This is a genomic window from Caballeronia sp. GAWG1-1 (assembly GCF_023631465.1).
In the GTDB taxonomy this organism is placed as follows: domain Bacteria; phylum Pseudomonadota; class Gammaproteobacteria; order Burkholderiales; family Burkholderiaceae; genus Caballeronia.
The window spans coordinates 124,357-143,807 of record NZ_JALQDB010000025.1; the positions used below are offsets into that span (position 1 = coordinate 124,357).

The window sequence follows — 19,451 nt, forward strand, 5'->3', positions numbered from 1 at the left end:
ACTTCGCGCTGACTTCGCGGCGGGCGCTTTATCGCATCATCGAGCGAGCGCCCTGCCGCGCGGACCACGCCGTGCCGACCGCCATCACCCACGCGAGCACGACGATCCCGCACAGAATGCCGGACAGCCGCAGCACGGCGGGCATCGGGTCCGACGACCAATGGTGGTCCTGCACGAAGACCATGATGAACGCGATGCTGAACTGCCGCCCGACATAGCTCGCGCCCTGCGAGCCCGTCTGCACGTGACAGCCAAGCCACACGCCCGCGCACAGCGCGAGCATGCAGGCGAACGCGTTGTCGCCCAGCAGTGGCAAAAGCGCGAGGCTCACCGCTCCCGCCAGCAGACAGCCGACGAGCCGCTGCACCATGCGCTGCGTGACGGGTTTTTTCGTCGGCTTGTCCAGTGCGGATGCGGGCAAGATCAGCACGGCAACGGCCGTTACCATCGCCTGCGCGAAGCCGGGCAAATTCCACGCATACGCGAGCGCCGCGAGAATCATGATCGACCACGCGGACTGCCATGCCAGGCGCTTGCGCATGACGTCGGCAACGTGCTGCGCGTGCGCGGCTTCGAGCGCTTGCACGGCTTGCGCGGCATCGGAGGGAACGAGCGTGATGGCATGCGTGACGGCGAGGCTGTTGGCATTCACCCTGTCGGCCGTGGACGATGCCTGCGCGCCCGGCACGAGCGCCGCGCCACGCTTTTTCCGATAATGCTGCACGCCCGCGTGAAAGAGCGCCGACACGGCCACACACGCCACGGTGCCAACGATCACCTCGACCACGCGCAGCACCGCGAACGAAGCCGTCGCCGATGCCGAATCGAGCCGATGCGCCTCGAACGTCACCATCAGCGCGGTCACCGCGCCGAGCACCCAGGCGTAGCCGGCATCCGAGACGAGCGCGCGAAACACCGAGAAGCCTGCGATCAACCCGAGCAGCGGCACGAAGAGCCACGGCACATCGCCGATGAGCGGCCCAGCCACCGCCCCGAGCAACGCGCCCGCCACCGTGCCGAGCACGCGATGCACGCCGCGTTGCGCGCACGCGGAGAACTTGGTCTGCATGACGGCGAAGCCGCTGATGGCGGCCCACCAGATGTGCGTCAAGTGAAACGCGTAGGCCAGCGCGACCGCGAGCGCCACCGAGAACATCGCCTGCGTGGCGAAGAGCGCGCGCTCGGGCGTCGGTTTGATCGCGATGAGTTCGCGGCCCAGCGAGACGAAGGCATCGCGCAGAACGGGCGCGAGCGCGTCCACGCCGCTCAGGGCGTCACGTTCGAGCGGCGGGGCGGCTCGGGTCGAGTTTTCGTTGGGCATTGTCCGGGCGTCTTCGAGGATGCACTTTGCAGCGTAGTCGCGATGCGGCCCGAGCGCAAAGGCAAGACAAAAAGACGGCGGTTTGCGTCAAACCCGCGAAGTCAGCAGTCGAATGCCTGCGACTGCGAAGACGAGCGCGAGCGCGGCGTCGAGACCGCGCTGGATGCGCGTGTAGATGCGGCGCGCCGATGCCATCGAAAAAAGCGCGGCATAGCCGCCGAACACGCATACGCCGATACACAGACAGCCCGCGACGACCGCGAGCATGTGCGCGGTGCCCTCGCCCGCCGATGAGCCGAGCGCCGCCACCGACATCCATACGAGAATGGCCTTCGGATTGGTCAGATGCAGCAGCGCGCCGCGTGCATAGAGCTTGCGCGTGTCTGGTTGCTCAGTCGTTTCCACCGACGATGCACGGCGCGCCGGCCGCCACGCCGAGCGGCCCGACTTGAACGCGAGCCACAAGAGATACACGCCGCCACACAGCTTGACCGCGACGAGAAAGCCCGTGTATGCCGTCAACACGGCGGAAAGGCCGAGCGCGGCGAGCATCGCCCAGAAGAAGGAGCCGGAGATCACGCCCGCCGCGAAAGCGAACGCCGCGCGCCGGCCGAAAGTGCTCGCAATCGACATGATCGCGAGATTGCTCGGGCCGGGGCTTGCCGTGCCGACGAAATAAGCGGAATAGGCCAGCAGAAGGTTGGCGCTGACAAATGCGTGAGCAGACATGGAGTGGCTCCGGCGAGTCGAGTGTTTGCCGATGAGCGCGAGCTTTCGCGCCCGCCGATATTCTCGCCGACCGAAGCACCCCCGCACATGCACGATTCCCACGTGAACCGGCAGGCCAGTGCGTGATCAGTCCGCATAGCGCTCGATGCCATCCGCCAGCGCGTCGAACACGGCGCGGCAGCGCGGACTGCCGCGCAGATCTTCGTGCATCGTCACCCAGGTTTCGAGCTGAAACGTGAATATTTTCGGCAGCACGCGCACGAGCGAATCGTTGCGCCGGGCGAGCGCCACCTGACACATGCCGAGGCCCGCGCCCGCGCGGATCAGCGCAAGTTGCGCGAGGTCGCTGTCCGAGCGCAGGGCGAACGTATCGCGCGAAAATTCCGGCAGCGACTTGCTCGCTTCGCGTACGAAGGCGTTCGGCTGATCGAAACCGGTGATCGCATGCCGATCCAGCGCCGCCACGTTGCGCGGCGTGCCATGCTTCGCGAGATAGTCGCGATGCGCGTGCAAGCCCACTTCGATCCGCCCGACGCGCCGCGCGACGAGTTGCGTTTGCTTCGGCCGCACCATGCGCACGGCGATGTCGACTTCGCGTCTGAGCAGGTCCTGCACGCGATTGCTGAGGACGAGTTCGATCACGAGACGCGGATGCCGCTCGCGCAACGCCGCGAGAATGGGCGGCAACACTTCGACGCCCACGACTTCGCTCGCCGATATCCGCACGGCGCCCTGCACGCTTGCGCCATCCGCATGACCCGTCGCGGCGCGTTCGAGCGATGCGGCCGTGCTGTGCATCGCCTCGGCATGCGCGCGCAGGTCGAGCGCGACATCGGTAGGTTGCAGGCCGGTTTGCGAGCGCGTGAACAAGCTTACGCGGAGCGCCTTTTCGAGCGCCTCGATATGCCGTCCCGCAGTAGGCTGCGTGATGCCGAGCGAACGCGCCGCGCCCGAAAGCGAACCTTCCTGCAAGACCGCCAAAAAAGTGCGGTACAGCTCCCAGCCAATACTCTCTGCCATACGAATTTGTATATCTGCTCAACGAGGTTAGGCAATTTTATTGTATCGCTGCACGGCACAGAATAAGGTCTTCGATCCATAAGAGGCGCAAGACATGACACACGGCGAACAGGCATTGGTGCTCGGGGCGAGCGGCGGAATTGGCAGCGAAGTGGCCCGGCAGCTGCGCGATGCGGGCTGGCGCGTGCGCGGCATGAAGCGGGGCGCACCCGACGCGCGGCCCGACATGCATGGCATCGAATGGATTCAGGGCGATGCCATGAACCGCGCGGATGTCACGCGCGCCGCACGGGGCTGCGCGGTCATCGTGCATGCGGTGAATCCGCCGGGCTACAAGCGCTGGGCCGACTTCGTCTTGCCGATGATCGATCACACCATCGCCGCCGCGAAAGCCGAGGGCGCGACCATCGTGCTGCCGGGCACGGTGTACAACTTCGGGCCGGACGCGCTGCCCTTCATCGATGAGCGCGCGCCACAGCGTCCGCTCACGGAAAAAGGCGCGATACGCGTGGAGATGGAAGCGCGACTGGAACGCGCGAGCAAGGAAGGCGCGCGCGTGCTGATCGTGCGCGCGGGCGATTTCTTCGGGCCGAAAGCGGGCAACAACTGGTTTTCGCAGGGACTCGTGACGCCGGGCAAACCGGTCAGGAAAATCAGTTGTCCCGGTGCGCGCGGTGTCGGACATGAATGGTCGTATCTACCCGATGTGGCGCGCACGATGATCGAGTTGCTTCGACGCCGCGATACGCTCGCACCCTTCGCGCGCTTTCACATGGGCGGACATTGGGACGAAGACGGCATGCAGTTCGCTCGTGCTATCCAGCGCGTCGCCGCGCGCAACCGGCCGCGCATCGTCGGGTTTCCGTGGTGGTTGCTCGCGCTGGCATCGCCCTTCAATACGACGTTTCGAGAGCTGCGCGAGATGCGCTACTTATGGCGCACGCCGGTGCGCATGAACAATGCCTTGCTCGTCCATACGCTCGGCCACGAACCGCACACGCCGCTCGATGAAGCCGTCGAAGCCACGCTCGTCGGACTCGGCTGTCTCGATCTCGGCGAGCGCGCGTGACCGAAGCGCGGACTACTTCCGGGCGCAATGAAGCTCGGCTTCGTAAGCAGCTGAAGACGACGGCTCCCGAAAGCGCTCACCTTTAGACGCTCGAAAGCCGCCAAATCGATGGAAAAGCCCTTTGTTTTCAAGGCTCCGTGCCAACCGCGAACATGCCTCCCGAATACCCTCACCTTTCGCGCTAATACGCGTCATGCGACTCGCACGCGCTAGCGGCTTTTTGCCTGCGCTATGCTGCCTTTCCTTCCAACGGCGATTGCAGGAGACAAGTCCATGAGCATTACCGCGCCCGCGCCCAAGCAGCAAAGCGACGCTTTTCCGCCGCAAGGTCTCACGCCCACGCGCGAGCAGATCATCCGGCATCTGCGGCATTCGAGCGTTATCGCCGAGCGTGCAACCTTGCTCGGTCATCATCCGTTCGGCGCGATCCTCGTCGGTCCTGACCAGGAAACCGTGTTGATGGAGCAAGGCAATGTCGATACCGTGAATCACGCGGAGTCGGTGCTCGCGCGCGTCGCGGCGCTCAACTTCACGCCAGAGTACTTGTGGAGCTGCACGCTCTATACGTCCGTCGAGCCGTGCTGCATGTGCGCGGGAACCGCGTATTGGGCGAATATAGGACGCGTGGTGTATGGACTGACGGAAGCGCGTCTGCTGGAAGCCACCGGCAATCACGAAGAGAATCCGACCATGAGCGTCTCGTCACGCTACGTGTTCGATCACTGCCAGAAGCCCGTCGAACTGATCGGCCCGGTTGCCGAAGTAGAAGACGAGGTGCTACGCGTGCAACGCGAGTTCTGGGCCAAACGCTAGACAAGCCGCTTGCAGTGCAACATGGAGCAAGCAAGATGCATTAGCCGTCATGCGTTGACTGCATGCATGAGCCGGGTTCATGCATGGATGAACATCGATCGTTTGTCATCGGATCGCGGCGGGGAGACTATAACGATACGAGGCAACAAACATTGGAGACCCGCCATGAACGAAGTGCTCGAAAAACCCACATCGTCGATCGTCAAGGAAGGCAAGGTATCGATCTATCAGCCGGAGCAGGAAGGGCTGATCTTTCCTGAATTGCCGGAATTCAAGAATGCGGCCGAACATCGGCAGTATTTGAAAGAGCGGCTAGTGGGTGCATGTCGCGCGTTCGCGCTGCAAGGCTTCGATTACGGTTTCGCCGGGCATCTCACCGTGCGCGATCCGGAAAACCCGGGCCTGTACTGGACTAATCCGATGGCCATTCACTTTTCGCAAGTGAAGGTGTCGAATCTGATCTGCGCGGATCACAAGGGCACCGTCGTCGAGGGCAATCACGCGATCAATCGCGCCGGCTTCGTGTTGCATGCGGCCGTGCATGAGATGCATCAGGATATCGTCGCCATGTGCCACGCGCACACGCTCTACGGCACCGCGTTCGCGTCGCTCGGCAAAGCGCTCGAACCGATCTCGCAAGACGCGGCTGCGTTTTTTGAAGATCACGTCGTGATCGGCGAGGAAGCGGGCAAGGTTGCAGTGGAAGTGAAAGGTGGCAACAAAGTCGCGCTCGCCTTCAAGGGCGTGAAAGCCGCGATCCACCAGAACCACGGGCTGCTCACGGCGAGCCGCCACAGTATCGACTCCGCGGCGTTCTGGTTCATTGCGCTGGAGCGCTGCTGCCATCAGCAACTGATGATCGAGCAAACCGGCATCACGCCGAAGCTCGTCACGCCGGACCGCGCGCGTTATAGCCGCGAACACGTGGGCAGCGACTATATCGGCTGGCTGCACTTCCAGACTATCTGGAATGACCTCGTCGCCACGCAGCCGGACATGTTCGACTGATCAGATCACGTTGAGCATGTTCAACGCCGTCTCCTGAAGCGGCGGCAAGACCCGAGCGAGCGCAGCCTCGCTCGTTTCTTTTCCGATCGGCATATTTGCCGACAAAGCCGCGACCACTTGCCCGTGACGGTTCTTCATCGGCACGGCGATCCCGCGCACGCCCACCTGCAATTGCTGTTCGATTGCAACGTAACCCTCCACGCGCGCCGCGCGAATCTTTTCGTACAACCTTTCCTTGTTGGTGATGGTGAGCGGCGTGAACGGCTTGAACTCCGTGGCGTCGAGCCACTTGCGCACCGCTTCCTCGTCCGGCTTGTGCGCGAGCAGAACGATGCCGCCCGACATCAACGCCGCCGGCACGCGCGCGCCGAGCACGAACCCGGTGGTCATGACGCGCGTCGAGCCGTTTCGCGCGATGATGACGAGATCCCATTCGTCCAGCACACTCACATACACTGACTCGTGGATCAGCGCGCTCAACTGCTGCAGATAAGGCTGCACGATACGCGGCAGCCGCGCCGAGTCGAAGTACGACCAGCCCACGCGCAACACGCGCGGCGTCAGGTTGAAGAGCTTGCCATCGGTTTGCACGTAACCGAGATGTGCCAGCGTCAGCAAATAGCGGCGCGCGGCCGTGCGCGTCATGCCGGTGCGCACGGCGGCTTGCGTCGGCGTCATGCGAGCGTGCTGGTCGTCGAAGGCTTCGAGAATGGCCAGACCTTTCTCCAGTCCGGCGATCCAGTCGCGCTTGTCGAGTGTCGATGTTTTCGTCATGTTCGTTGCTCGAATGGGGCAGCCGGCGTGCGCTGACAAAGCCGAAAGGTCAGTGCTAACCCCCAATTCGGTCGATTATCGGACACACGCGTACGATTATCGCGCAAAATGCGTCATAAGTCGTTGCCGCGATCAGCCAGCGCTCTTATGCTCGAAACACTCTGAGCGAGGCGTATTCCGGTGATCCGAATGCCCTGCCGCTCGGCCACGAGCAGCAGGCCAGAAAGCGGCGGCCTCGGTGGCAAACGGGTTCTACTCATAACCATTGTCGGAGACATTACATGGCTAGCCTTCAGGACGAAGCACACGGCGGCCGCCAGGCGAAGAAAGCGACGGCGAGCGGCTGGATCGGCTCGGCGCTCGAGTACTACGACTTCTTCATCTACGCCCAGGCGGCAGCGCTCATCTTCCCGCAGTTGTTCTTTCCCTCGGGCAATCCGAAGGTGGCTATCGTCGCGTCGCTCGCGACTTACGGCGTGGGTTATGTCGCGCGTCCTATCGGCGCATTCGTGCTCGGCCATCTGGGCGACACCCACGGCCGTAAGAACGTCCTGTTGGTCTGCATGTTCCTGATGGGCTTTTCCACCATGGCCGTGGGCCTGTTGCCGACATATCACAGCGTCGGCATGCTCGCACCGACCTTGCTCGTGATCTTGCGTCTGGTTCAGGGCTTCGCCGTGGCCGGCGAAATCTCCGGCGCAAGCTCGATGATTCTCGAACACGCGCCTTTCGGACGACGCGGCTTCTTCGCGAGCTTCACGTTGCAAGGCGTGCAGGCGGGCCAGATTCTCGCCGCCGCCGTGTTCCTGCCGCTCGCGTACTTCATGCCGGAAGACACGTTCAACTCATGGGGCTGGCGCATTCCGTTCCTGCTGTCGGCGGGCGTGCTGGTCGCGGGTTACATCATCCGTCGCGAGGTTCACGAAACGCCGGCGTTCACGGCAGAAGGCAAGCACGGCGATCTGCCGAAGTCGCCGATCAAGGAAGCGTTCGCCAACAGCACGCCTGACATGCTGCGCGTGATCTGCATGGCGCTCATGAACGTCATTCCCGTGGTCGCCACGATCTTCGGCGCGGCTTACGCGGTGCAGGCTTCCTACGGCATCGGTTTCTCGAAGAGCGTGTATCTGTGGATTCCGGTCGCGGGCAACATCCTCGCCGTGCTGGTGATTCCGTTCGTCGGCAATCTGTCGGACAAGATCGGGCGCCGTCCGCCGATCATCGTCGGCGCTATCCTGTCGGGGCTGCTGTCGTTCGCTTATCTGTGGGCGATCAGCATCCACAACGTGCCGGTTGCCATCGTCATGTCGCTGCTGATGTGGGGTCTCGTGTATCAGGGCTATAACGCGATTTTCCCGAGCTTCTTCCCGGAACTGTTCCCGACGCGCTCCCGCGTTTCGGCCATGGCGATCGCGCAGAACATCGGCACCACCATTACCGCGCTCTTGCCCGCCCTCTTCGCAGCGGTCGCGCCGCCGGGATCGAACAATATTCCGATGACGGTCGGTTGCATCACGCTGGTGGTCACGATCATCGCGGCGCTCGCGGCATGGTCGGCTCGCGAGACCTTCCGCGTTCGCCTGAACGATCTGGGCAAGCCGGACGCCGTGCCGATGACCCAGCAGGAATACGACCGTCAGCGCACCGACTCCATGGCCGTGGAAAAAACCGCCAAGGCGCACGCCTGATCAGAAAGAACACGCGATGTTGGAGTGATTGCCGGGCTTTTCGAAGCCCGGCTTTTTTTCGTCCGGCACGAACTCATCTGTCGATACGCACGCCCGACAGACGCTCGCAAATGCCGATGAGGCGGTCCTGCATGGCTTCGTCGCGCGCGGCCGGATCGCACGAGCGCTCACGCAGATGGAAGAAGTAGCGGCCCGATACGCGCGCCTTGTCGTCGTCGCTGGCCGCGAGCCACGCTTGCGTGCGATGCGCCTTGTCCATGTCGTCGGGCGCGGAAGCGCCGCCCATCTTCGTCGGCACCCAGCCGGGTTCTAACGCGTTGGACAGCACATCCGGCCAGTAGCGCGCCACCGCCAGCGCGAGCAGCACGTCCATGAACTTGCTTTCCGCATACGCGAGCGAGCCGTTCCAGCGGCGTTGCGTCCATTCGATGTCGTCGAGATTCGCGGGCGTGCCGTGATGCATGCCGGAACTGAGATACACGAGCCGCGATGGCTTCTCGATCAGCGCCGTCAGCACGTACGGCGCGAGCACGTTGATGGCGAAGACATGCGGCAGGCCATCACAGGTTTCGATACGGTCCGGCTCGCGATACCCCACGCCCGCGTTATGAATGACGGCATCGAAATGTCCCAGCCGGTTGACTTGCTCCGCCACGCCGCGCGTGGCTTCCAGATTCGCGAGATCGCCCGTGACGACGCCTTGCGCTTGCGGCAGGACAGTGCGTGCGTCCTCGGCGCGCGCCGCGTTGCGCGCATGCAGCACCACGGCATGCCCTTGTTCGATCAAAAGACGCGCGGCCATGAGACCGAGCCCGTCGCTCGATCCGGTGATGAAGATTCGTGACATGCAACGCTCCTATGGCGATTGATCCAGAGCCCATTCTGCGCGTGAAGGCGCCGCTTCGCGATAACATGAAAGCCATTTCATCGATGACGCGGAGGCATGAATGGCGGGCTTCAACGAACGCATCCTGAACGGCATCAGCGTGTTCGCGGCTATCGTCGATGCAGGCACGTTCGCCGCCGCGGGCAACCGTCTCGGCATGTCGCAGCCCGGCGTGAGCCGCGCCATCGCCCGCCTGGAAGCGCGTTTGAGAGTGCGGCTATTCGATCGCACGACGCGCAGCGTGTCGCTCACCGACGACGGCCGGCGCTTCTTCGAACAAGTCATGCCGCATCTGAACGGACTGGAAGAAGCGGCGGCCACCGCTTCGGGCGGCGCGACCGCCGTGCGCGGCCGGTTGCGCGTGAATGTCGATCCCATTTTCTCGCGCCTCGTGCTCGGGCCGAAGCTCTACGCGTTCATGGACGCGCACCCGGAGATCGAACTCGAACTGATCACGAGCGACCGCCTTGGCGACATGATCGCGGACGGCTTCGATCTGGCGATCCGTTTTGGCGAGCCGCGCGACTCGAGTCTCGTCGCTCGCAAGCTGCTCGACACGCCGGTGCGCACCGTGGCCGCGCCTTCATACATCGCGCGATGCGGACGGCCCGCGACACCGCAAGCGCTGGAAAGCGACGCGCATACGTGCGTCGAGTTTCGCGATCCTGAAACAGGGCGTCCGTTCGTGTGGGAGTTTCACCGCAAGAAGAAGCGCATGACCGTCGATACGCGCGGCCGCCTCACGCTCAACGATGTCGGCACCATGTTGAGCGCCAGCCTGTCGGGCTATTGCGTCGCGCAGATTCTCGAACTCGGCTCCGAACATCTGTTCACGGAAGGCAAGTTGATCGACCTTTTTCCCGACTGGCCCGACGAGCGCTTCCCGCTGTACGCGTACTATCCGTCGCGGCATCATCCGCCCGCGAAGACGCGGGCGTTTCTCGATCTCGTGATTTCGCTTGCGCAGACGAAGTGAGGCCGTTCGTCATTCAGGCGAGCGCCACGGACTTTCCAGTGCGAGCGCTTTCGATGATAGCGGCCAGCGTCGCCGCGTTATCGAGACTCGCCTGCGCGTAGAACTCGATGGCCGCCGTATCGTGCGTGGCGACCATGCGGGCGAACGCTTCCGCCGTGAAGAAGAAGCCGCTGCCCGTGTCCGCCTGCACTACTTCGAACGGCACCGAATTGGGAATGCCGCGCCGCACGCGCAACTGGCTCGGCAGATAGCCATACGGATGCCCGTGCGTCAGATCGCTCGTATGGTTGAGATACTCGGTATCGATCGTGCCTTCGGAACCGATGATCGTCGCATATCGATGATTCGCGCCATCCATTGCGCAGGAGAGTTGCGCGCGGCGGCCATCGGCATAGATGAGCGTCGCCATGAGGCTGATGTCGACCTTGGTATCGGCCCACGTCGCCACGGCCTGCACGCTTTGCGGTGCGGTTCCGGTCACGAGGCGAATCAGGCTTAGCGGATAGCTGCCTGCATCGAGCAGCGCGCCGCCGCCGAGTTCCGGCTTCATGCGGATGTTCGCGCCCGGGTTGCCCACAGTGAAGCCGAAGTTCGCCTGAATGGCGCGCACCGCGCCGATGGCGCCTTCGCCGATCAGCGACATCATCTGCGCGGTCTGCGGCTGGAAGTACCACGGGAAGGCTTCGAGCAACAGCACGTCGTTGCGCTCGGCGGCCTCGAACATGCTGGCGGCTTCGTCGCGGGACAACGCGAGCGGCTTCTCGCAGAGGACGTGCTTGCCGTGGTTTGCTGCCTTGATTGCCCATTCGGCATGCAGGCTGTTGGGCAAGGGAATGTAGATGGCATCGACATCGGGGCTGGCGAGCAGTGCTTCATAGCTGCCGAACCATGCGCCGATGTCGTTCGCTTCCGCGAATGCTTTTGCGTTGTCGTCGCTGCGGCTCGCCACCGCGACGATGCGCACGTTTTCGCTTGGCTGCACGTCACGCGCGAATTGCCTGGCGATATTGGCGCCGCCGAGAATACCGAGGCGCAAGGGCGATGAGGCTTGAATCGATGACAAGGCAGCTCCTTACTTGAACGAGAGAAATGAGTGGAATCGATCAGGAACCGTATCACAGCTTGACTGCGCGGCGCTTCATGTACGTGTGAAAGGTGAGGGTTTGCGGGATCGTGTGTTTGTGCGCTTCAGTTGCCTGGATTTCGCTTCATTGGATGCGCTGCTCGAAGCGCGCGGAGCATTGCTGCATAAGGACAAGCGGCATGACGCTTGTTTTGCTCAAGCTCCGCGTATGGACGCGCTCTTCGACCAAAGGTGAGCGTTTTCGGGGAGCATGTCTGCAGACAATTAGCGCGATAACCTTAGGCGCCCTTGGGCTTATCGCTTAAGCTCAGGATGAAGCTTAAGGCGCGTTGCCCGTGCAAACACAGAGAGTCGTTGGCGTATGAAGTCGTTGAAACTGCAGGAAATGTCTGGATGGGCTCACGTGTGCACGTCGGAGAACGTGCCGTGCGAAGCGGCGCGCGCCGTTTCGTATGGAGATAGACGACTCGTCGTGTGGCGCGATGGCGAAGGCGGCATCCATGTCTGGGACGATGCTTGCCCGCATCGAGGCAATGAACTGTCGACAGGACGCGTGACGGGCGGGTTGATCACGTGCGCATCGCATGGCTGGCGCTTCGATAGCAACGGTCAGCATGTGCGACCGCTGACGGTCGCATCGTCGTGCCGCGATGACTCTTACGCGAAAACATATGAAGCGCGCGAACACGACGGCACGATTCTCGCGATGCTTTGAGGACCGCGGTATCAGCGAAAGAGCGGTGACGAATCCACATCCGCGAGCTTCGACAACTCTTCGCCACGTTCGTCGCATGACTGCCGGATCTGGCCGCCGTAGCCAATCCATATCGCGAACGATGCCACCGACACGCTGCCAAGCAGCATGAACGCAACCGGATAGCCGAACAGGTGCGCGAGCCATCCGCCAATAAGCGGACTCAGACACGCGCCCGCCGCCTGAACGCCCTGCACCGCGCCCTGCCCCAGATTCACGCGACCGCTGCCATGCAGAAGATGCACGACAAGCGCCGGCACGGCCACGCTTTGCAAACCGGCGCCAATGCCGTCAAGAATCTGCACGGGAAGAATGCCCCATGGCGGCTCTAACCACGCTGCCGTCACCGCGCGCAACGGCAAGGTCAGAAGCGTGACGAAAATGGTCCACCAGAAGCCGAAGCGCCGCGTCAGACGGCTCGCGAAAGCCGCCGCCAACAACATGACGACCTGCGCGATCACGATATTCGCCGCCGTGATCTGGCTTGCGCCCGCTTTGTGTGTCGATGCGACCGCGAGACTGTAGAGCGGCAGCATCGCCGAATTGCCGAGGTTGAACGCGGCAAGCGCGATGGCCAGCAGGAGCAAGGGCCGATTGCGCACGAGGATACTCGCGCTGTCGGTTTGTACCGGCGCGTTGTCGTCGTTGTCATCGCGAGCAATACCGCGTGCGTGATGCCTATGCACGGAACGCGCGGGAATCAGGAACGCAGTAAGCATGCAGCCCACGCCGAAAGCCGCGCTCAAGGCAAACACATAGACGATGCCAAGGCACGCGCCAAGCCATCCAGAAAGCAAGGCAGCAGCAATATTGCCCGCATGATTCGCCACCTGATTGCGGCCGAATTGCCGGTCGAAGTTTTGTCTCCCGACGATGCCAAGCGTCAGCCCCGCCAGGGCCGGTCCCATGGCGGCGCCCGCCACTGCCGTGGCGATCTGCGAAAGCGTGACAGGCCAGAAGCCTTGGCCCAGCCAGATGATCACCGCCGCCAGCACCGTCAGCGCGCCGCCCGCGGCCACGATGCTGCGGCGGCGCGTGGTGGCGTCGACGAGCGCGCCCGCGGGCGCCGTCACCAACATGCCGACGATGCCCGCGATGGTCAGCACCGTGCCGATCTTTTCCGACGTCCAGCCATTGGCCAGCAGATAGATGCCAAGGAACGGCCCGACGCCGGCTTGTACATCCGCTGCAAAGAAACTGACGGCGATTAGAGGAAAAGTCGGCTTCACGCGATAAACCGCCGCGATGCAGGCAGTTCGAGGTCAGGCGGATAAGCGCAGGTCACTTGCTGATCTCCCGTAGTTGGCGGTCGAGGAGCAAAGTTCGCGCCAGTGATCGGTCGTCGCGCATCCGCCAGACACGTCTTGCCGCGCGACGGTACGCCGATTGCTCGAACAATGACGATGCAATCGAACCATCGCGACCAGGTGACGAAATGAAGCGCACTGCCCTGCCGACACTCATCCTCGCCATCGCGATGGTCTCGCTCATAACCGGCTGCAAGCGCAACACGGACACAGCCGCTTCGACCACGCCCACATCTTCCGCGCCCGCAGCGGCAAGCTTCCCTGCGACGGCCGCGAGCGATACGCCGGGCGGCGCCAGCCAGTAAGCCATACGGCTCGAATGCGGCACAACGAATGCTTATTGGATTTTCAAAGTTCATCGACCTCCACGAATCATGAAAGAGCCAGTTTCCGGACGAGCCAAGCTCGTGCTGTTCCCGCATAAGAAGGATCGCAATGCAAAGCCGGGTTTGACCGATGACGACTACGCGATTTACGCGTCATATCGGCCGCATGTGGGAGGCGGTTATGTCGGCACGCTGAAAGTCGTGCGCTTGACGGATGCCCGCTTGCTCTTTCCCTTCGAGGGCGCGGAAGATATTGGCCCGTTCGATTCGAAGCAGACGGCAAAAGATGCTGCCGTGCTGCGCGGCCGGGAAATCGTCCAGGCCGATTTGCAGGTTCCCGAGCTTTAAACGCAGCATTCTTTATCTCTGCTACGTTGCGACATCGCGACGTACGCGTGCGCTTTTTGCTTCGTCATCCGGAGAAAAATTCCATGTCCACTACTGTCGGCGATTTTCTGATCGACCGTCTGCACGCCTGGGGCGTGCGCCGTATTTATGGCTATCCCGGCGACGGAATCAATGGCGTCTTCGGCGCCATGAATCGCGCGAAAGGCAAGATCGAATTCATTCAGGCGCGGCACGAGGAAATGGCCGCGTTCATGGCATCCGCACATGCGAAGTTTACGGGCGAACTGGGCGTGTGCATCGCGACATCGGGACCGGGCGCGGCGCATCTGATCACCGGCCTTTACGATGCGCGGCTCGATCACATGCCAGTGCTCGCCATCGTCGGCCAGCAGGCGCGCGCCGCGCTTGGCGGTCATTATCAACAGGAAGTCGATCTGAGCGCGTTATTCAAGGATGTCGCGGGCGCGTTCGTGCAACAGGCAAGCGTGCCTTCGCAGATACGGCATCTCGTCGATCGCGCGGTGCGCATCGCCATTGCCGAGAAGCGCGTGACCGCCCTCATCCTGCCGAACGATCTGCAGGACCTCGACTATGAAGCGCCTGGCCGCAAACACGGGACCCTGCATTCGGGCGTGGGCTATCGCGCGCCGAAGACCGTGCCGTATCCCGATGACTTGCAGCAAGCCGCCGATGTGCTCAACGCCGGCAAGAAAGTCGCGATACTCGTCGGCGCGGGCGCGTTGCAGGCAACCGATGAAGTCATCGCCATTGCGGAAAAACTCGGCGCGGGCGTGGCCAAGGCGCTGCTGGGCAAGGCTGCATTGCCGGACGATTTGCCTTTCGTGACCGGTTCCATCGGCTTGCTTGGCACCGAGCCGAGCTACAAGCTCATGACCGGATGCGACACGCTGCTCATGATCGGCTCGGGTTTCCCTTATGCCGAATTCCTGCCGAAGGAAGGCGCGGCGCGGGGCGTGCAGATCGACTTGAAGGCGGACATGCTGAGTATTCGCTACCCGATGGAAGTCAACCTCGTCGGCGACAGCGCCGAAACCTTGCGCGCACTTCTGCCCTTGCTTGAAGAGAAGACGGATCGCGCGTGGCGCAAGGACATAGAAGGATGGATGAGCGACTGGTGGAAGACGCTCGAAAAGCGCGCGCTCGAACCCGCTACAACCGGCGTGAACCCGCAGCGCACCGTGTGGGAATTGTCGCCGCGCGTGCCGTCGAATGCCATTGTCACGAGCGATTCCGGCTCGTGCGCGAACTGGTATGCGCGCGACCTCAAGGTGAAACGCGGCATGATGTGCTCGCTCTCGGGCGGCCTTGCATCGATGGGCGCGGCCGTGCCCTACGCCATCGCGGCGAAGTTTGCGCATCCCGAGCGGCCGGTGATCGCGCTCGTCGGCGACGGCGCCATGCAGATGAACAACATGGCCGAACTCATCACCGTGGCGAAGTACTGGAAACAATGGTCCGATCCGCGCTGGATCTGTCTCGTGCTCAACAACCAGGACCTGAATCAGGTGACATGGGAGCAGCGCGTGATGGAAGGCGACCCGAAGTTCGAGGCATCGCAGGACATTCCATCGGTGCCGTATCACAAGTTCGCCGAGATGATCGGCCTTAAAGGCCTGTATGTGGACGATGCCGAACGCATGGCCGCCGTGTGGGACGAGGCGTTTGCATCGGACCGGCCTGTCGTGATCGAAGTCAAGGCCGATCCCAATGTGGCGCCGCTGCCGCCGCATATCACGCTGCAGCAAGCGAAGGCGTTCGCGACCACACTCTTGAAGGGCGATCCAAACCAGGGCAACGTGATCGTCGATACCGCGCGGCAAGTCCTGGGCGCTGTGCTGCCGGGGCATCGGGACAAATAGCTTTCGATGCGACGTGATGCATTGCGGCGGCATAACCGTTGCTGCGTTATTTGCGTAACCGTTGTAACTGTGCGGCCGACCTTCGGCGCACTGATCCTCGATCAGGAGTAAAGAAATGAATAGCGAACCTTCGGACCCGGTGGAACGCGCGGACCAGCGTCGCGAAGCGATTGGCAAAGGCGACGTGAAGGAGAAGGCCGACGGCACGATCGAACAGCGCGAACACGGAAACATGGATGCATCGCTAGTCCCGAAGGGCAAGGACCATCCAGAGCAAGGGCCTTACACGCCGGAGAACGATCATATCGATCCCGATGTCGATCCGGACGCCGGGCCCGATCATCCATCGAGCAAGCGCGATTCGGAAGCGTGAGTCTTATCGAAAAGGAGAGATGCCATGAAGATCAGCAAGCAACTCGTTCTATGCGCACTCATGTCGGGATTGTCCGGCGCGGCGGTCGCGCAAAGCGCGCAGACACAGCCGGGTGCGAGTCATGGTCCGGCCAGCCCCGGACAGGTCAATAGCGATATGACTCGTTCGGGCACCGCCGATATCACTACTGGTAAATCGGCAACGGGTGGGTCCTATAACGGCACGAGTGCCGCGGGTCGTGGCACGAATCAGGGCTCGGGCGGCATGCAGCCGCGCGTAACCGGATCGGGCGGCGGTAGTTCGAATGGTGGAACGAGTCCTTCAACCAATGGCGGCGGTGGACAGGGCTTCTGATAACCGATCGCTTGAGCGCAATGCGGCGGTGTTCGATGGTTCGGACACCGCCGCTTTTTTTATTACGCGCTTGAGGAAGTTATGCGGTGTGGACCGCATATCGACTGTCATTGAAGCTTTCGAATAACCATCGAATTAACTTTCAACTAGCATTCGTTCCGAGTGCTCGACCGTGCTCCTACGTGCGTTCGATGTTCCTCCTATTAGTTAGGATGCCGACTATTTTCACGATTCTCCCGTTGCTGATCGATGCATTTCTCCCATTGCGGCAAGGCAAAATTTCCGCTGATGATCGGCTCCACGTGGTAACTGCAACCGTGTCTTTTGTGGCTTATGCAAACGTTTTCTGAGAGGTCGCGCACGCCCTGCTACATGGCCGCCCGGCGCTAGGTTGAGTAACGCACAGAACGACATCCTGAGACTGCCATTCTTGCCCCACATCGCGTTAAACGCCTCACCGAAGCGTCGCGATAGCCAAACTACGGGGAAGACATGAGGAACCCAAACAAATACAAATTGAGGACGGCGCTCAAGCTTAGCGTGATCGTTATCGCGGCTGCGGTGTCGAATCTTTCACATGCTCAGATAGCCACGGAGGCTTGCAATAACCTGACATCGGCGGCATGCGCGAATGGTGTCATCGGGGTTGCGCCGGCGGCGGTGTCTGCTGCAACGGACCCGCAAACGCGCGCTCAAGCCGCCGTTTTGCCGGGACGGATGGTTGGACTTCCAGCGGGTAACCGGAGCGGGACATCCGCTGGTGCTGCGGGTACTTCGAGCAGCAATGGCGCGAGCACGGGTAGTGGAACCGCTAGTGCTGGAACGGCGGCTGGTCAGGGATCGACCGGAGGGCAAGGTGCGGGGTCGACTGGTTCGCATGGTGGCTCGAGTTCCGGTAGTACGGGGTCTGGTTCTGGGTCGGGTTCGAGTTCGGGTGGCGGGAGCACGGGGTCGGGTGGTGTAGGCGCTGGTGGTGGTAGCACGGGCGGTGGCAGCACGGGCGGTGGCAACACGGGTGGTGGCAGCACGGGTGGTGGCAGCACGGGCGGTGGCAGCACGGGTGGTGGCAGCACGGGCGGTGGCAGCACGGGCGGTGGCAGCACGGGCGGTGGCAACACGGGCGGTGGCAACACGGGTGGTGGAAGCACGGGCGGTGGCAACACGGGCGGTGGCAGCACGGGCGGTGGAAGCACGGGTGGTGGTAGCACGGGCGGTGGCAGTACGGGTGGTGGAAGCACGGGCGGTGGCAGCACGGGTGGTGGTAGCACGGGCCATGGCGGCGGCAGCTCCGGTCACGGCGACGGCGGTCATGGCGATGGTGGTCACGGCGACGGCGGTCACGGCGACGGCGGTCACGGCGACGGCGGTCACGGCGACGGCGGTCACGGCGATGGCGGCCACGGCGACGGTGGTCACGGCGACGGCGGCCACGGCGACGGTGGTCACGGCGACGGCGGTCACGGTAACGGTGGCGGCAACGGCAGCAGCGGTGGTCACGGTGACGGCGGCCATGGCGACGGCGGTCACGGTAACGGTGGCGGCAACGGCAGCAGCGGTGGTCACGGTGACGGCGGCCATGGCGACGGCGGTCACGGTAACGGTGGCGGCAACGGCAGCAGCGGTGGTCACGGTGACGGCGGCCATGGCGACGGCGGTCACGGCGATGGCGGTCACGGCGATGGCGGTCACGGCGACGGTGGTCATGGCGACGGTGGTCACGGCGACGGCGGTCACGGCGACGGCGGTCACGGCGACGGCGGTCACGGCGACGGTGGTCACGGTAACGGTGGCGGCAACGGCAGCAGCGGCGGTCACGGTGATGGCGGTCATGGCGACGGCGGACATGGCGATGGTGGCCACGGCGACGGCGGCCACGGTAACGGCGGTGGCAACGGCAGCAGCGGCGGTCACGGTGATGGCGGTCACGGCGACGGCGGTCATGGCAACGGCGGCGGCAACGGCAGCACCGGCGGTCATGGCAATGGCGGCGGCGATGGTGGTGGCCACGGTGATGGCGGCCACGGTAACGGCGGTGGCAACGGCAGCACCGGCGGTCATGGCAATGGCGGCGGCGATGGTGGTGGCCACGGCGACGGCGGTCATGGCAACGGCGGCGGCAACGGCAGCACCGGCGGTCATGGCAATGGCGGCGGCGATGGTGGTGGCCACGGCGACGGCGGTCATGGCAATGGCGGTGGCAACGGCAGCAGCGCTGGCGGCCACGGCGACGGCGGTCATGGCAACGGCGGTGGCAACGGCAGCAGCGCTGGTGGTCATGGCGATGGCGGTGGCCACGGCGACGGCGGTCATGGCAACGGCGGTGGCAACGGCAGCACCGGCGGTCATGGCAATGGCGGCGGCGATGGCGGTGGCCATGGCGACGGCGGTCATGGCAACGGCGGCGGCAACGGCAGCACCGGCGGTCATGGCAATGGCGGCGGCGATGGCGGCGGCCACGGCGACGGCGGTCATGGCAATGGCGGTGGCAACGGCAGCAGCGCTGGCGGCCACGGCGATGGCGGTCATGGCAATGGCGGCGGCGCAGGTAGCACCGGCGGACACGGCAATGGCAGCAGCGGCGGTCACGGCAATGGCGGCGGCGCGGGCAGCAGCGGTGGCCACGGCAACGGCGGCGGTGGTCACGGTGGTGGTGGTGGCGGTGGTGGCGGCGGCGGCGGTGGTGGTGGAGCAGGCGGCCGCTAACCCACCCTTCACAAACGCGTCGATCGGACCGCAATCCG

Annotated in this window: 19 protein-coding genes; 12 read left to right on the top strand and 7 right to left on the bottom strand. The window is 63.5% G+C overall.

The window, feature by feature from the left end; translation table 11 throughout:
* Nucleotides 1-28 precede the first annotated feature (28 nt).
* The 3 genes from NCT03_RS15010 to NCT03_RS15020 form a co-directional block, all read right to left on the bottom strand.
* Nucleotides 29-1,321 (bottom strand): FUSC family protein, encoded by a 1,293-nt coding sequence (locus NCT03_RS15010; protein WP_250467683.1) that lies wholly within the window; start codon nt 1,319-1,321, stop codon nt 29-31.
* An 87-nt stretch (nt 1,322-1,408) separates the two neighbouring features.
* The gene (locus tag NCT03_RS15015) at nt 1,409-2,050 is read right to left on the bottom strand and encodes a LysE family translocator (protein WP_250492991.1); all 642 of its coding nucleotides are present in this window, start codon (nt 2,048-2,050) and stop codon (nt 1,409-1,411) included.
* A gap of 126 nt (nt 2,051-2,176) precedes the next feature.
* On the bottom strand, nt 2,177-3,070 hold the full coding sequence (locus NCT03_RS15020) for a LysR family transcriptional regulator (RefSeq protein ID WP_250492992.1): 894 nt from the start codon (nt 3,068-3,070) through the stop codon (nt 2,177-2,179).
* Between the two features lie 94 nt (nt 3,071-3,164).
* Between NCT03_RS15020 and NCT03_RS15025 the strand changes: the two genes are divergently transcribed.
* The 3 genes from NCT03_RS15025 to NCT03_RS15035 all read left to right on the top strand — a co-directional run bounded on the left by NCT03_RS15025 (nt 3,165) and on the right by NCT03_RS15035 (nt 5,960).
* Nucleotides 3,165-4,139: an NAD-dependent epimerase/dehydratase family protein gene (locus NCT03_RS15025; protein ID WP_250492993.1), complete on the top strand. Its 975-nt coding sequence runs from the start codon at nt 3,165-3,167 to the stop codon at nt 4,137-4,139.
* 273 nt (nt 4,140-4,412) lie between these two features.
* Nucleotides 4,413-4,952, top strand: coding sequence for a nucleoside deaminase (locus tag NCT03_RS15030; RefSeq protein WP_250467687.1), 540 nt, complete (start codon nt 4,413-4,415; stop codon nt 4,950-4,952).
* Between the two features lie 165 nt (nt 4,953-5,117).
* Complete coding sequence (locus NCT03_RS15035; RefSeq protein WP_250492994.1) at nt 5,118-5,960, top strand: class II aldolase/adducin family protein; 843 nt, start codon at nt 5,118-5,120, stop codon at nt 5,958-5,960.
* On the opposite strand, the gene NCT03_RS15040 is transcribed toward NCT03_RS15035, so the two are convergent.
* Nucleotides 5,961-6,734 carry an IclR family transcriptional regulator domain-containing protein gene (locus NCT03_RS15040; RefSeq protein WP_244828951.1) on the bottom strand — a complete coding sequence of 258 codons (774 nt, stop codon included), beginning with the start codon at nt 6,732-6,734 and terminating at the stop codon, nt 5,961-5,963.
* Nucleotides 6,735-7,015: 281 nt separating this feature from the next.
* Here NCT03_RS15040 and NCT03_RS15045 point away from each other — a divergent pair, with 281 nt between their 5' ends.
* Nucleotides 7,016-8,422, top strand: a complete 1,407-nt coding sequence (locus NCT03_RS15045) for an MFS transporter (RefSeq protein ID WP_250492995.1) — start codon at nt 7,016-7,018, stop codon at nt 8,420-8,422.
* A gap of 73 nt (nt 8,423-8,495) precedes the next feature.
* On the opposite strand, the gene NCT03_RS15050 is transcribed toward NCT03_RS15045, so the two are convergent.
* Nucleotides 8,496-9,269, bottom strand: a complete 774-nt coding sequence (locus NCT03_RS15050; protein WP_250492996.1) for an SDR family NAD(P)-dependent oxidoreductase — start codon at nt 9,267-9,269, stop codon at nt 8,496-8,498.
* A 100-nt stretch (nt 9,270-9,369) separates the two neighbouring features.
* On the opposite strand from NCT03_RS15050, the gene NCT03_RS15055 reads away from it, so the two are divergent.
* Entirely contained in the window at nt 9,370-10,284 is a 915-nt protein-coding gene (locus NCT03_RS15055) for a LysR family transcriptional regulator (RefSeq protein ID WP_250492997.1), read from the top strand.
* A 13-nt stretch (nt 10,285-10,297) separates the two neighbouring features.
* Here NCT03_RS15055 and NCT03_RS15060 read toward each other — a convergent pair whose 3' ends face one another.
* Entirely contained in the window at nt 10,298-11,347 is a 1,050-nt protein-coding gene (locus tag NCT03_RS15060; protein WP_250492998.1) for a Gfo/Idh/MocA family protein, read from the bottom strand.
* A gap of 382 nt (nt 11,348-11,729) precedes the next feature.
* Here NCT03_RS15060 and NCT03_RS15065 point away from each other — a divergent pair, with 382 nt between their 5' ends.
* Nucleotides 11,730-12,083 (top strand): Rieske 2Fe-2S domain-containing protein, encoded by a 354-nt coding sequence (locus NCT03_RS15065; protein WP_244828956.1) that lies wholly within the window; start codon nt 11,730-11,732, stop codon nt 12,081-12,083.
* Nucleotides 12,084-12,094: 11 nt separating this feature from the next.
* On the opposite strand, the gene NCT03_RS15070 is transcribed toward NCT03_RS15065, so the two are convergent.
* Nucleotides 12,095-13,351, bottom strand: coding sequence for an MFS transporter (locus NCT03_RS15070; protein WP_250492999.1), 1,257 nt, complete (start codon nt 13,349-13,351; stop codon nt 12,095-12,097).
* A 206-nt stretch (nt 13,352-13,557) separates the two neighbouring features.
* Here NCT03_RS15070 and NCT03_RS15075 point away from each other — a divergent pair, with 206 nt between their 5' ends.
* The 6 genes from NCT03_RS15075 to NCT03_RS34110 all read left to right on the top strand — a co-directional run bounded on the left by NCT03_RS15075 (nt 13,558) and on the right by NCT03_RS34110 (nt 19,413).
* On the top strand, nt 13,558-13,734 hold the full coding sequence (locus NCT03_RS15075) for a hypothetical protein (protein ID WP_250493000.1): 177 nt from the start codon (nt 13,558-13,560) through the stop codon (nt 13,732-13,734).
* 69 nt (nt 13,735-13,803) lie between these two features.
* Nucleotides 13,804-14,103, top strand: coding sequence for a DUF6723 family protein (locus NCT03_RS15080; RefSeq protein WP_244828959.1), 300 nt, complete (start codon nt 13,804-13,806; stop codon nt 14,101-14,103).
* An 83-nt stretch (nt 14,104-14,186) separates the two neighbouring features.
* Nucleotides 14,187-15,983 (top strand): thiamine pyrophosphate-requiring protein, encoded by a 1,797-nt coding sequence (locus NCT03_RS15085; RefSeq protein WP_250493001.1) that lies wholly within the window; start codon nt 14,187-14,189, stop codon nt 15,981-15,983.
* Between the two features lie 115 nt (nt 15,984-16,098).
* Nucleotides 16,099-16,356, top strand: a complete 258-nt coding sequence (locus NCT03_RS15090; RefSeq protein WP_250467697.1) for a hypothetical protein — start codon at nt 16,099-16,101, stop codon at nt 16,354-16,356.
* Nucleotides 16,357-16,380: 24 nt separating this feature from the next.
* Nucleotides 16,381-16,710 (top strand): hypothetical protein, encoded by a 330-nt coding sequence (locus tag NCT03_RS15095; RefSeq protein WP_250493002.1) that lies wholly within the window; start codon nt 16,381-16,383, stop codon nt 16,708-16,710.
* A 492-nt stretch (nt 16,711-17,202) separates the two neighbouring features.
* Nucleotides 17,203-19,413: a hypothetical protein gene (locus tag NCT03_RS34110; protein WP_350030149.1), complete on the top strand. Its 2,211-nt coding sequence runs from the start codon at nt 17,203-17,205 to the stop codon at nt 19,411-19,413.
* Nucleotides 19,414-19,451: the final 38 nt, after the last annotated feature.

Excerpts from the sequence above, each read along its gene's own strand:
- NCT03_RS15010 (WP_250467683.1), bottom strand. The coding sequence starts at position 1,321 with ATGCCCAACGAAAACTCGACCCGAGCCGCCCCGCCGCTCGAACGTGAC.
- NCT03_RS15015 (WP_250492991.1), bottom strand. The coding sequence starts at position 2,050 with ATGTCTGCTCACGCATTTGTCAGCGCCAACCTTCTGCTGGCCTATTCC.
- NCT03_RS15020 (WP_250492992.1), bottom strand. The coding sequence starts at position 3,070 with ATGGCAGAGAGTATTGGCTGGGAGCTGTACCGCACTTTTTTGGCGGTC.
- NCT03_RS15025 (WP_250492993.1), top strand. The coding sequence starts at position 3,165 with ATGACACACGGCGAACAGGCATTGGTGCTCGGGGCGAGCGGCGGAATT.
- NCT03_RS15030 (WP_250467687.1), top strand. The coding sequence starts at position 4,413 with ATGAGCATTACCGCGCCCGCGCCCAAGCAGCAAAGCGACGCTTTTCCG.
- NCT03_RS15035 (WP_250492994.1), top strand. The coding sequence starts at position 5,118 with ATGAACGAAGTGCTCGAAAAACCCACATCGTCGATCGTCAAGGAAGGC.
- NCT03_RS15040 (WP_244828951.1), bottom strand. The coding sequence starts at position 6,734 with ATGACGAAAACATCGACACTCGACAAGCGCGACTGGATCGCCGGACTG.
- NCT03_RS15045 (WP_250492995.1), top strand. The coding sequence starts at position 7,016 with ATGGCTAGCCTTCAGGACGAAGCACACGGCGGCCGCCAGGCGAAGAAA.
- NCT03_RS15050 (WP_250492996.1), bottom strand. The coding sequence starts at position 9,269 with ATGTCACGAATCTTCATCACCGGATCGAGCGACGGGCTCGGTCTCATG.
- NCT03_RS15055 (WP_250492997.1), top strand. The coding sequence starts at position 9,370 with ATGGCGGGCTTCAACGAACGCATCCTGAACGGCATCAGCGTGTTCGCG.
- NCT03_RS15065 (WP_244828956.1), top strand. The coding sequence starts at position 11,730 with ATGAAGTCGTTGAAACTGCAGGAAATGTCTGGATGGGCTCACGTGTGC.
- NCT03_RS15075 (WP_250493000.1), top strand. The coding sequence starts at position 13,558 with ATGAAGCGCACTGCCCTGCCGACACTCATCCTCGCCATCGCGATGGTC.
- NCT03_RS15080 (WP_244828959.1), top strand. The coding sequence starts at position 13,804 with ATGAAAGAGCCAGTTTCCGGACGAGCCAAGCTCGTGCTGTTCCCGCAT.
- NCT03_RS15085 (WP_250493001.1), top strand. The coding sequence starts at position 14,187 with ATGTCCACTACTGTCGGCGATTTTCTGATCGACCGTCTGCACGCCTGG.
- NCT03_RS15090 (WP_250467697.1), top strand. The coding sequence starts at position 16,099 with ATGAATAGCGAACCTTCGGACCCGGTGGAACGCGCGGACCAGCGTCGC.
- NCT03_RS15095 (WP_250493002.1), top strand. The coding sequence starts at position 16,381 with ATGAAGATCAGCAAGCAACTCGTTCTATGCGCACTCATGTCGGGATTG.
- NCT03_RS34110 (WP_350030149.1), top strand. The coding sequence starts at position 17,203 with ATGAGGAACCCAAACAAATACAAATTGAGGACGGCGCTCAAGCTTAGC.